Source organism: Silvanigrella paludirubra, assembly GCF_009208775.1.
In the GTDB taxonomy this organism is placed as follows: Bacteria; Bdellovibrionota_B; Oligoflexia; order Silvanigrellales; family Silvanigrellaceae; genus Silvanigrella; species Silvanigrella paludirubra.
In genome coordinates, this window is sequence record NZ_WFLM01000001.1 from 558602 (window position 1) to 570594 (window position 11993).

The 11993-nt window shown below is 28.5% G+C and carries 11 protein-coding genes; 6 read left to right on the forward strand and 5 right to left on the reverse strand.

Going from position 1 to position 11993, the window contains the following annotated elements; translation table 11 throughout:
- Positions 1-144: 144 nt before the first annotated feature.
- The gene (locus tag GCL60_RS02585; protein WP_153418301.1) at positions 145-936 is read right to left on the reverse strand and encodes a DUF3025 domain-containing protein; all 792 of its coding nucleotides are present in this window, start codon (positions 934-936) and stop codon (positions 145-147) included.
- Between GCL60_RS02585 and GCL60_RS02590 the strand changes: the two genes are divergently transcribed.
- The 6 genes from GCL60_RS02590 (at position 935) to GCL60_RS02615 (ending at position 9584) form a co-directional block, all read left to right on the forward strand.
- Positions 935-1411 carry a hypothetical protein gene (locus tag GCL60_RS02590; RefSeq protein ID WP_153418302.1) on the forward strand — a complete coding sequence of 159 codons (477 nt, stop codon included), beginning with the start codon at positions 935-937 and terminating at the stop codon, positions 1409-1411. The genes GCL60_RS02585 and GCL60_RS02590 overlap by 2 nt on opposite strands.
- A 10-nt stretch (positions 1412-1421) precedes the next feature.
- Entirely contained in the window at positions 1422-3605 is a 2184-nt protein-coding gene (locus GCL60_RS02595; protein ID WP_153418303.1) for a carboxy terminal-processing peptidase, read from the forward strand.
- A gap of 68 nt (positions 3606-3673) precedes the next feature.
- Positions 3674-4696, forward strand: a complete 1023-nt coding sequence (locus GCL60_RS02600) for an NAD(P)/FAD-dependent oxidoreductase (RefSeq protein ID WP_153418304.1) — start codon at positions 3674-3676, stop codon at positions 4694-4696.
- 12 nt (positions 4697-4708) lie between these two features.
- A complete protein-coding gene (locus GCL60_RS02605; protein ID WP_153418305.1) occupies positions 4709-5257 on the forward strand; it encodes a superoxide dismutase family protein in 549 nt (182 codons plus the stop codon).
- Positions 5258-5272: 15 nt separating this feature from the next.
- Positions 5273-7285: an amylo-alpha-1,6-glucosidase gene (locus GCL60_RS02610; protein WP_153418306.1), complete on the forward strand. Its 2013-nt coding sequence runs from the start codon at positions 5273-5275 to the stop codon at positions 7283-7285.
- Between the two features lie 307 nt (positions 7286-7592).
- Positions 7593-9584 (forward strand): ankyrin repeat domain-containing protein, encoded by a 1992-nt coding sequence (locus GCL60_RS02615; RefSeq protein WP_153418307.1) that lies wholly within the window; start codon positions 7593-7595, stop codon positions 9582-9584.
- 6 nt (positions 9585-9590) lie between these two features.
- On the opposite strand, the gene GCL60_RS02620 is transcribed toward GCL60_RS02615, so the two are convergent.
- The 4 genes from GCL60_RS02620 to GCL60_RS02635 all read right to left on the reverse strand — a co-directional run bounded on the left by GCL60_RS02620 (position 9591) and on the right by GCL60_RS02635 (position 11911).
- Entirely contained in the window at positions 9591-9881 is a 291-nt protein-coding gene (locus tag GCL60_RS02620) for a hypothetical protein (RefSeq protein WP_153418308.1), read from the reverse strand.
- An 82-nt stretch (positions 9882-9963) separates the two neighbouring features.
- Positions 9964-10479 carry a hypothetical protein gene (locus GCL60_RS02625; RefSeq protein WP_153418309.1) on the reverse strand — a complete coding sequence of 172 codons (516 nt, stop codon included), beginning with the start codon at positions 10477-10479 and terminating at the stop codon, positions 9964-9966.
- A 209-nt stretch (positions 10480-10688) separates the two neighbouring features.
- Positions 10689-11360, reverse strand: a complete 672-nt coding sequence (locus tag GCL60_RS02630; RefSeq protein ID WP_153418310.1) for a carbonic anhydrase — start codon at positions 11358-11360, stop codon at positions 10689-10691.
- A gap of 221 nt (positions 11361-11581) precedes the next feature.
- Positions 11582-11911, reverse strand: a complete 330-nt coding sequence (locus GCL60_RS02635; protein ID WP_153418311.1) for a helix-turn-helix transcriptional regulator — start codon at positions 11909-11911, stop codon at positions 11582-11584.
- Between the last annotated feature and the right edge of the window lie 82 nt (positions 11912-11993).

The following is an 11993-nucleotide window of genomic DNA, read 5'->3' on the forward strand; positions in this document are numbered from 1 at the left end:
AAACTTTTGAAAGAAAAATCATGAATGCCAACAAAATTTAAATATGAGAAGGCACGTTTTCAAAATATATGCTATTTTTTTTAAATTTCCAAGAGTAAAATTAAAATTTTCATTTAATGTTCATTTGAATGTCATTTTTAAAAATTAATTTTGATTTATTGCGAGTCGTTTTTTAAAGTTGTCATAAAATTTTACAGCAGATTCCATAGGGAGAGTATAAAAAGGTGGGTTATTATAGTATGTCTTTCTATTTGAAAGAACATTAGATAGAGTTTTATCTAATATCTCATTCTGTAACCTTATTTCAAGATTGAGAAAACTTTCATCACATTCGATATTTATAGCGCACATAGATATATTATGGTCTCCTAAAATCATCCTTTCATAAACAGCATGGCCAAATAGAAAGGGTATCGAAAAAGATCCGCTTTGAACCAAAATACAGCCACCTTCATCAAACATAGTCATATAATCTTGTTCCCTCATTCGCGAGGGAGGAGAGGTTTTCCATGGGAATACAGCATGTTCATCAAACGAAATAAATTGCCTCATGTTAAGTGCTGATTTTGACTTAGGAAAAGTATACCAGATCTGAGCGTTATAAAAATCGTGCCAATTTTGAAGCCGTGTTCGAACTTCTCCTTTTAAAAAAATTCTAGGTTCATAAAGACTTTCAAACCCTTCTGCACTTCGGCTTCCTTTTTGAAGAACAAACCGTATATTGTGCCCAGACCAAGATTTGATTCCTTCTGGCTTTTTGTCATTTAAATCGTATAAATTAGGCCAATCTGAGTTGTTTGAAAAAATCTGTCCATATGGCATAATAGGAAAGAACAACTCAGAGCAACTCAAAAATTGCGAATCCCAGCTTCTGATTGTAGGTTGGGGGACGTGCTCTCTTTTTTTTTCAACCCTTGCTTCATTAGGGTGCGCCATGTATTTAGCCTCATTGTATATAGTACTTGATCTCGATCCCGAAATTATGGTTACAGATCGCGATCGCGTTTTACGCTCTCTTCGTGAAAAATTAAAGCAAAAATTTAGTCATCGTATTACGGTTCGAGCAGATGAGGAAGAAACTTCATTAGCTATTGCTTTATTTGATGATAATTATGAAAGAATTAAATCACGTTTAGATGAGCTTCATGAAAGAGTCGATGCAGCTGGAGAAGCGCGAATTCGATTTCATCAAGGACAGATTTTTTACTGGTTCAATGGTAAATTTGTTGAGACAAATGATAGTCTAGCATATAGTGAACAAAATTTAAGCGAGTTTAAAAGTGGAACAAATATTACTCGCTCATTTCGTGCACAGGAAAAAACAATTGTGTACACAGATAAGGATGAAGATATGTCTTCAATTCCATCAAGATTTTCAAGAAGGAATTTAAGAATTCCTACACGAAAGTGAGAGCTTTTCAATGACTTTACCTAAAAGAAAAATTTTGTTTACAATCGCAGCGATAGCTATTGTTGTTCCAATAGGACAATATTTTAAAATTATTCCTTCTTTTCAATTTGCTATCTCTGAAGAGAGTCCTAAAAAAGCAACAAAATCAACAATCCCATTTCTAACCTGTTCGACTTTATCAGACAGAATGAAAGACTTTTTAAAAAATCATTATGATTTTCGTTCTTTTAATGAAGAATTATCAAAAAGAACATTTGATATGTTCATAAAACTTCTTGATCCTGGAAAACTTTATTTTACAAAAGAAGACATATCTGAATTTGCAAAACAAGAGCCTAGTTTATTTAAAAATATTAATAATTATGATTGTAGACTCATAACGGGTGAAAATGGAATTTACGAACGCTATAAAAAGCGCTTAAATGAAGCTACTATATTGGCAAAATCAGCACTTAATGAAAAACCCGATTTCACAAAAGAAGAATTTATTGAAACCGATAGAAAAAAAACGGACTGGGCAAACTCACCTGCAGACTTAAAGGATCGCTGGCGTAAAACAATTAAATTTATTATATTAAATATGAAAGATTCTGATGAAATTGAAAAAATAAAAACACGTCTTTCAAAAAGATATGACTTAATTAAAAAGGATGTTGAGGGTAAATCAACGGACGATATTTATTCTTTATTTTTAAATTCTTTTGCTCTTTCATTAGATCCTCATTCTAGTTTTTTAACGCCTGTAGATAATCAGCAATTTCAAATGGACTTTAGTTTAAAGTTTGTAGGGATTGGCGCTACTTTAAAAGGGATTGATGGTTATACCATTATAGATGCCATTGTTCCTGGAGGAGCAGCTGCAAAAGATGGACGTTTAAAAAAGAATGATAAAATTGTTGCCGTTGATTCAGGTGATGGGTCTGGAATTCAAGATGTGATTGAAATGGACTTAAGTAAAGTTGTGCAACTTATTCGTGGAAAAGAAGGCACAATTGTTAAGTTAGTTATCTTAAGAAAAGATCTTGATGGAAAAATGAATCGTTTTACAGTTACTTTAAAGAGAGCTGTTGTTCAAATTAAAGATAGTGAAGCTAAAAGTGATATTTTAAATATAAATAATAAAAAAATAGGTATCATTAACTTACCAAGTTTTTACATTGACTATAAAGGATGCCAAGATAATCCAAGCTCATGCCGCAGTTCATCAAATGATATGTTACGTGAAGTAAAAAAATTAAAAGCATCTAAAGTAGACGGAATCGTTGTAGACTTAAGACGAAATGGTGGTGGCGATTTATCTGAAACACAAAGAATTGTTGCATTATTTATTAAAGATCCTATTGTCACTCAAGTAGAAGATAAAGAAAAAAATGTAAGAACTTTGTCTGTTGAAGTTAAAGAACCTGCCTACACGGGCCCTCTAGCTATTTTAGTAAGTAAATACACAGCATCTGCATCTGAAATTTTATCGGGAGCAGTTCAAGATTATGGAAGAGGTCTTATTTTAGGCGACTCCAGAACTTTTGGAAAAGGAACTGTGCAAACGGTATTTGAGGTGCCTGGCACGGGTGGTCGTTCTACCGATGGCGCTATTCATGTTACCATTGCTAAATTTTTTAGACCTAGTGGTAAAAGTAACCAAGAAAAAGGTGTTTTATCCGATATCATTATTCCCGATATCATAGATGCCACAGACATTGGTGAAAAAGAAAATGATTATGCATTACCTTATACAACAATAAAGGCTTCACGTGATTTTAAACCTGAGCGCGATTTAAAAGAGGATATATCTAAATTACAAAAAATGAGTTCAGAGCGTGTTGATAAATCTGCAGAATTTAAAAAAATTGTAGACGCTATTAATAAAGCCCGTAAAGATAAAAATACTTTAGTTTCCTTAAAAGAGAACAAAGACACAAAAGATAAAGATAAAGAGAAAAATGTTGCCCAAAATAGTTTAAAAACGAAAGAGAAAAAAATAGTAAACAATAAGGATACAGCTTCCAAAGAAAAAGAAAAAGAAAAAATTGATAAATTAAAGACATCAAATGAAGAGCTAAGCTTTTTATCAGAAGACGAAGATACTCCAGAGTTTTCTACCAAAGTTGTAAGAAAAAATGATATTCAATTAAAAGAGGCTGCAAATATTTTGTTAGATGAAATTCGTTTAACAAGTAACTTTAAAAAAGACTAAAAAATAATAATTATTTTTTATACAACTTAATATAATTATTATTTTATATATTTTAAAAGAGATTTAATATGACAGAAAAAATATACGATATAACCGTTTTAGGTGGTGGTCCTACAGGTATTTTTACAGCATTTTATGCAGGAATGAGAAATGCAAGTTGTAAAATAATTGATTCCATGCCGGCATTAGGTGGAAGACTTACCGCTGTTTATCCAGAAAAATATATTTATGATGTTGCTGGTTTTCCAAAAATATTGGCTCGTGATCTTGTAGATAATTTAATTGAGCAGATAAAACCATATCAAACTGAAATTTGTTTAAATGAAACATCAGAAGGTCTGTCAAAAAATCAGGATGGAATATGGGAACTCCAAACAAATAGAGGAATTCATTTTACAAAAACGATAATCATTGCCGCAGGAGTTGGCTCCTATAGTCCCAAAAAACATCAAGCACCAGGTGCCGATAAATTTGAAGGCAATGGCATTTCATATGCTGTTATAGAAAAATCTATTTATAAAAATAAAAATGTCATCATTGCAGGTGGTGGTGATTCCGCATTAGATTGGGCTAATGAACTCGTTACGATAGCAAAATCTGTTACATTAGTTCATCGATCCGATAAATTTAGAGCTCACGATGATTCTGTTAATAAGTTGCAAAAATCAAATGCTCGAGTTATTTTAAATTCGGAAATTGCGGGATTTTATGGGGATAGTCAATTAAAAGAAGTTTTAGTTAAAGGCTTAGATGATCATAGAGAAGAAATTATTCAAGTTGATGATGCTTTAATCATGTTTGGTTTTAATAGTTCCTTAGGAAAAATTAAAGAATGGGGACTTAATTTGTCTGGCAATGGCATTTGTGTAAATGAAAAAATGGAAACAAATTTACTAGGTATTTTTGCTGCTGGCGATATTGCAAAATATTCTGCTAAATTAGATCTTATCGTAACTGGTTTTTCAGAAGCGGCAATTGCAGTAGCTTTTGCTAAAGTATATATGAATCCAAAAGAAAAAGCTCAACCATTACATTCAACGACTATAATGGAAATAAAAGAAAAGAAAGAAAAAAGGCTAAATTCATTATGAAAGGATTTTGAAATGAATCGTAAGTTTCTCTTTGCTAGTGGAATAATATCAACAGCATTTTTAATTGTATCTTGTGAAACTTCTAAGGGAGATTCACTTAAACAAGATGTTACTTTAATGCCAAAAAGCGGCTCAAAAGCAGAAGCAATGCTTTCTGTTGTAGAGCTTTCTGGAGGTGGTATTCAAATTACTGGTAAAGTAACTGGATTAGAGCCAAATAGTGTTCACGGATTTCACATCCATGAAAAAGGAGATTGTTCCGATCCAGCCGCTATGAATGCAGGAGGACATTTTAATCCAGATAAGGAACACGTCCATGGCACTTCAATTGCAGCTGGAAAATATGATCACCAGCACGCTGGAGATCTTGGAAACATCAAAGCAAATCCATCGGGTGTTGTCATGATTGATATCACAGTTAAATCTCCATTAACTCTAAATAAAGACAGTAAATATACAGTTTCAGGAAAGGCTTTTGTAATTCATGCCGATCCTGACGATGAAAAAACAGCTCCAGCTGGTAATGCAGGCAAAAGAATTTTATGTGGTGTGATTAAATAAAGCATAGGATATTTAATGCTTGAACCTAAAAAAAATTCAGAGCATTTTTGTTACTTAAATAAAGAATCTATTCAACAAGATATCTATCGGGAATGGCTTATCGGAAATGGTTTAGGGAGTTATGCTTCAGGAACCATTTCTGGAATTTTAAATAAAAGATATCATGGTTTATTTATCTATTCAGATAAACCACCACTTAGTAGAAAATTATATGTTTCTAAAATTGAAGAAACGATTGAAATAGAAAATCAATTATTTTTATTAAGTTCAAATAAATGGGCAAGTGACAATAATTTATTTCCAAAAGGATTTATTCATTTAGAATGTTTTTATTTAGATGAAAATATTCCTGTTTGGGTTTATAATTGTAATGGTACTTTTATTGAAAAAAGGATAATAGTTCCTATTGAACAAAATATTGTTTATATTACTTACAAACTACTATCTACAAATACCGATAAAGTTATAAAGTTAAAATGTGATGTTTTTGTAAATAATAGAAATTTTCATCACCTTTCAAATTTAAATTATATTAATATTAAATCAATTGAAAATGGAAATTCAATTGATTTTTTAAATCATCAAAATGATTTTTTATTTGAAATCAATTCAAATTTTTTAACTAGTAAAATAGAAAATATTTTATATTCAAATTATGACCTTCAAGAAGAATTCAATAGAGGCTTTGATCATATTGAAAACCATATATTAGGTTCTTCGTTTTATACTAAATTAAAATTAAATGAAATTTCTGAAATAAAAATAAGTACAAATAAATATCAAGAAAAAAATAATTTTAATTCTGTAAATAGTATTCAAGAGATAAAAAAACAAAATCAGATTCTTTTACAAAATTGGAAAAAAACCACAAAATATACTCCAAAATGGATTGAACAACTAATCTATTCTGTAAATATTTTTATTGTAAATCGAGCGAATCAAAAAGATAAAAAAGCAAAAAGTATACTTGCTGGGTATCATTGGTTTGGGGACTGGGGTAGGGATACAATGATAAGTCTCCCTGGTTTATGCTGCGCAACAGAACAATTTGATATTGCAAAATCTATTCTTGAAAATTATTCGCATTATATTAGCGAAGGAATGCTGCCAAATCGTTTTCCCGATGACTCCGAAATACCTGACTACAATACTGTTGATGCGACTATGTGGTTCTTTGAAGCAATATCAAATTATTTTAAATTAACTCAGGATCTTCCTTTTTTAAAAGAAATTTATTCAAAATTAGAAAATATTATAGAACATCATTTAAAAGGAACACGATTCCATATTAAATGCGATCCCAATGATGGACTTTTATTTGCAGGACAAGAAGGATGTCAACTTACTTGGATGGACGCCAAAATTGGAAATTATGTTGTTACTCCTCGAATTGGAAAAACGATTGAAGTAAATGCACTTTGGTATAATGCTATTAAAAATATGGAATATTTTGCAGATATTTTAAATCAGGATAAAAAAAAATATTCTCAATTAAGCAATTTAATTGAACAGGGATTCGAACGTTTTTGGAATGAAAATTTAGGATATTGTTACGACGTCATTGACGGGCCTAATGGAAATGATGAATCTTTACGACCAAATCAAATTATAGCTGTTTCTTTAAATTATTCTCCTTTAAACGAATATCAAAAAAGAAATATTATTGATATATGTGGGAAAAATCTTGTTTCTTTTTTTGGTGTAAAAAGTCTATCAAAAAATTCAAACGATTATAAAAATAAGTATATTGGAACCCCTTTTGAAAGAGATAGTGCTTATCACCAAGGGACAATTTGGAGCTGGTTACTTGGAAATTATGCTATAGCTTATTATAATGTAACATTAAATGCTTCTGTTGCTATAGGTTTTTTAGAGCCCTTGGAAAAACATATCAATGAAGCGGGAATTGGTTTTATCAGTGAAATATTTGATGCTGAAAGTCCTTATAAACCTAGAGGATGTATTGCGCAAGCTTGGGGCGTTGCAGAGACTTTACGTGCTTGGAAGTTTTTATCTAATAAACTTTAATCTATAAGATGAATACTTAATTTTCTGCAAATAATATTGTCTATAAAATTTACTAATATTTATTATAGGTTATATATGAAGCTCGATAAAATGAGCTTCATTTCTCATGAATAAAATCTCGTGCCATATTACACAAAAATGACTCTTATATGAAATATTACTCAAAAACGCACTTTATTGATGCAATTTATAGCAACTAGATCTTATAACCTGAATTAGGATCCTGCTTGATGACTCATATAGCCATCTAAAAGGAAAAATTTCACTTTGGCTGTTAAGAATCCACAGTTAATTTAGGAGTTTTAATTTGACTTTAAATCAAAATAAAAATGTGGAAAACTGGTTTACTAAGTATCTTTCAGAAATTGATTCTTCTGAAGGATATTGCATTAATTCAGGACAAATTCTGCAAAATTTTTTTGGCATTAGAGACGGATATTGCGCAGGTTTATCTTTAGTATGGATCCTATGCTGCTTAAATGAAATTGGCAATTTAAAAAATTTAAATTTACACGATGCTTTTTATACAAAAAGAAAATTGAAACTAAAAAATGATGAGAATCAATCTTCAATTTTAAATGAATTATCAGAAGATTTTAAAAAAAATAAAGTGAGTCTAGATTGGTTTTTTTCTTCTATTGAATATATAAAAGATCATTATAATTCTAAAAGTTTTATTAGGTTTGAAAATTTAGAGCATAATCAAGAGATTTTGAGATTTAAAAAATATATACAAAATTTTGATGAATTAACGAGAGAATCTTTAATTTATAATGACGTTTCAGTTTGTAATTTTACAAGAGATCAATCTAATAATCCTCTATTTGATAATATATCTGAAATATTTAAAGATTATATAAAAAAAAATGGGGATATTGATTTAAAAATTCTTGTTTGTTCACCTCAACACGCTATGGCTCTTTATATAAAACCAATTATTGATACAAATCAATATGCCATTATTTTTTATGATCCAAATACCAATTCACCTCCTTTTAAAAATAGAGTCAAAAAAAATGCAACTGATTTAATTAATGAAATTAAGGCGATGATTTCTTCATGTTTTTATATTTTAACTACAAAAAATACACCGATATATTTTATAAATTTAACAAATTTTAATTCAGATCGATTTCAAAAATATAAACCTTCATTCATTGGATTTAGAAAAAATCAAGATATTAACTATGTTCAAAATATAAATAAATTATTATGCTATTTCGGTTTTAATTTATGCGATTATTCCTTTAACTATATTATATCACAAAAAAATATTGATCTTAACTATACTGATTCTGAAAGAAATTTTAACATATTATATTATTTAATTAAAAAAAATATCAAAGATAAATTAGAAATATTGTTGAGACATCCTAGTTTAGACGTTAATTTTATATATAAAAATAATGATAATATTTCAGTGTTTGAGTTTGCAGATAGGTGTGCTGCTTTTTCTAAGGATTATGACATCCTTAAATTATTATTAGAACATCCTAAAATAAGCAATATTACTAAGAAAAATAATTATAATAGATTAACATTTTATAAAAATTTCAAACATAATGAAATATATCCTGAAGAAGATGCTCCATTTAATGGTGATATTATAAAATATACAGATTATTACTTTAATAATAAAAAATTTAAGTATTCAAAAAATAACAAAATGGATACTAACTCATTTATGAAAAAAGAATTAGTATATGCATCAGAAGTTGAAATTGTATTATCTAAAAATGAAATTGCTTTTCCTATTAAAAATATAAATTATGAAATAACAAAAGCAAATTATTTATCTGAGAAAAGCCCTGTTTTTCAATTTGCCAATCAATCTTCATCTTTTAGTTTGATACAAAAAACAAAAAAAGAAGAGAGTAACAATATTATAATTAAAAAAATAGATAAAAATAAAAAAGAGATAATGCCCCTTTCGTCTAAACCTGAAACTAAAAAAACGAATTTTACTCACATAGATTCATTTAGAAATTTACAAGCAGATCAAAAGGATCCTTTATCATCATTAAAAAATAATGATTTTCAATCAACAAAGAAATTCATTGAAGATAATGAAAATATTAGTATGAAAGATATAGATGGAAATACTTTATTACATCTTGCCGCTTTAAGTGGAAATATGGAAATTATAAGATCCTTAATTTATAAAAATCCAAGATTAAGTACCGAAAAAAATAAACATGGCAGAACTCCGAAAGATTTAATTAGTTTTAGTTTTGATAAAAGAGAAATATATAATTATTTAAAAAAATTCGAAGATGCTTGCTCTAAAAGAATTTATTAATAATACTTATGAACGATTTGCTATTAAACTTGCATTAAATTCAAGATTTTTCATAATTATATTAAAAACTTCTAAGGTTTTTTCATTATAATTGACTTTATTTAAATCATATTGAATCTCGTTATTGTAATTATTTACAATATTTTTAATTATAGAATTTATTGATTTTTTAGCATTATCACTTTTCAATATTTTTAATTTATGATTCGCCCCTCTTGGGTCATCTAAACGAAATTTATCATAATCTAGACTATTTAATTCATTTCTTACTCTAATGATTTTGAAGAATTTATTCATTATTGTTAGAAAATTTTTTTTAATATTTATTAATGAATAAAATAAGAAATTTAAAATTTTGATGAATTTGATATTGATAAAATTAAGACTTATAATTTGTGAAAATTTTATTTATTTTTTTTATTTCGTTTGAATCTGCTATTTTTGTAGCTGTGTATTTATAACCATTTTCGTCACTTAGCCCAGTTATTTTGTCTGGAAAATTTAATTTAATTAATAGCTTTGAAAGTCCCTTTACTTCTTCATATGGGTATGAATTATTATTAAATTTACAAATAATATTTTGACAAGAAATTATAATTTTTGAATTATTAAGTTCATTTATTTTAATTAAAAAATAACTTTGGTGATTATCGCTTATTTCATTAACATCAGAGGGGAAATAAGTAGAAGCGCTATTTGTTGGGGTAACATGAGACACAATATAGTAATTTGTAGGCTGTTGTGAATGTTCGTGAATACTTGAATTAGAATTTTTACTATAAAAAAATTTTTGGGTATCTTGAGTAAAACTATTTGAGTTTGAACTCTTGCCACAAGACGATATCACAAAGAGATTTAAAATTAATAAGATAAATGCAGGCAATATTTTTCTCAAAGATGAAACCCCATTCAAGTAAATCATATTCGCAATTAACCATTATGATTTTTAATTGGTTAAAAAAATATTTTAGTGTCATTTATCTTGATATCCTAAAATTTTAAAAATGGAAAGATAATTTATAAAAAAATTTGACTTAATCTTAAAAAATAAAAAAAGATATAAAAAAAGCTCTTTAATTAAACAAAACAGTGAATTATTAGAATTCACTTAACTTCCAATGTGCTTAATATTAAAGCAGCTTCTTCATCATCAAGAATTTTAAATTTTCCTTCCTTTTCATTATAAGAATATACATCTGCCGTTGCAATATCAAACCACCAGCAATAAATTTTTAACTTATTTTGTTTAATTAGTTCTTGAACAATTGGGTATGTTTCCATATGAATTTTTTGCTCTAATACATTTATCTGTGATAATTGATTATGAGGTTTTAATCCTTTATTTATTTCAAAACCATCGTTTAATTTTTTTAAAGCCGACTCACCATACTGTAGCCATGACCTTAAATTTGGCGAAGAAATTGTAAGACGATTTTGAAGAATTCCCTGCATGGCACCACATTCAGAATGACCACAGATAATAATGCTTGAAACCTTTAAGGTTAGTAATGAGAATTCAATGGCAGCCGCTTCAGATTCGTCTCCCACAGAGTATCCATTACGACTGCATGGAGGTATCATATTACCTACATTTCGAATAACAAAAACATCTCCGGGATCGGTAGAAGCAAATAAGTTCGCAACAACACGACTGTCTGAACAAGCTATAAATAAGGCATCTGGAGACTGTCCTAAGGCAAGTTTTGCAAATGTTTCTCTATATCCAGGCAAAATATTGCGTCTAAAGTCAGTTATACCATTAATAAGTTTTTTCATAAATGCCCTTTAATTAATCTTCTAAATTAAAAATACTTTTCTAATGAATTGGCAATAGGAAAAGCACTTAAATTCAACCAAATATCGTATTTACAGATTTTTTTAAATAGTTTGGATCCTTTTTTTACATTGATTTAAGACTTATGTCAAAAATCATTTATTAAAATATTTCTTTAATCTATTGATTTTTTCATTGTCAAAGCACATTTTTCTATTAATTATTAAGAATTTATAAGTTGAATTACTTCTTTTACTTTTTTATGAGCTTCAATTGGATGCCTTAGGGGTTTATCAAAAATGAGTTTGTAATGATTTGAACGCCCCGTTTTTTCCTTAATAATAAATCCAGATTCCTGTAGGTCAGCTACAATTTTTTGGACTGCTCGTTCTGTTATACCTATTTTTAATGCAACTTCGCGAAGAACCATTTTTGGGTCTTGCGAAAGCAAAATCATGACATGGGCATGATTAGTAAACACAGTCCAGCTTTTAGATGAATCTGTGGATAGCTCTGCATTTGACTCTGTTGTATCTGCCTTAATTTTAATCATTATTTTAGCCTAGCAAGAATTCTGTTTACGGACTCACTTTTATTTTAGCAGATGACATATTGAAAAGAAACATTACCAATTC

Bases quoted from the DNA above. Each gene is read 5' to 3' on its own strand.
- GCL60_RS02590 (WP_153418302.1), top strand. From the start codon at position 935: ATGTATTTAGCCTCATTGTATATAGTACTTGATCTCGATCCCGAAATT.
- GCL60_RS02585 (WP_153418301.1), bottom strand. From the start codon at position 936: ATGGCGCACCCTAATGAAGCAAGGGTTGAAAAAAAAAGAGAGCACGTC.
- GCL60_RS02595 (WP_153418303.1), top strand. From the start codon at position 1,422: ATGACTTTACCTAAAAGAAAAATTTTGTTTACAATCGCAGCGATAGCT.
- GCL60_RS02600 (WP_153418304.1), top strand. From the start codon at position 3,674: ATGACAGAAAAAATATACGATATAACCGTTTTAGGTGGTGGTCCTACA.
- GCL60_RS02605 (WP_153418305.1), top strand. From the start codon at position 4,709: ATGAATCGTAAGTTTCTCTTTGCTAGTGGAATAATATCAACAGCATTT.
- GCL60_RS02610 (WP_153418306.1), top strand. From the start codon at position 5,273: ATGCTTGAACCTAAAAAAAATTCAGAGCATTTTTGTTACTTAAATAAA.
- GCL60_RS02620 (WP_153418308.1), bottom strand. From the start codon at position 9,881: ATGAATAAATTCTTCAAAATCATTAGAGTAAGAAATGAATTAAATAGT.
- GCL60_RS02630 (WP_153418310.1), bottom strand. From the start codon at position 11,360: ATGAAAAAACTTATTAATGGTATAACTGACTTTAGACGCAATATTTTG.
- GCL60_RS02635 (WP_153418311.1), bottom strand. From the start codon at position 11,911: ATGATTAAAATTAAGGCAGATACAACAGAGTCAAATGCAGAGCTATCC.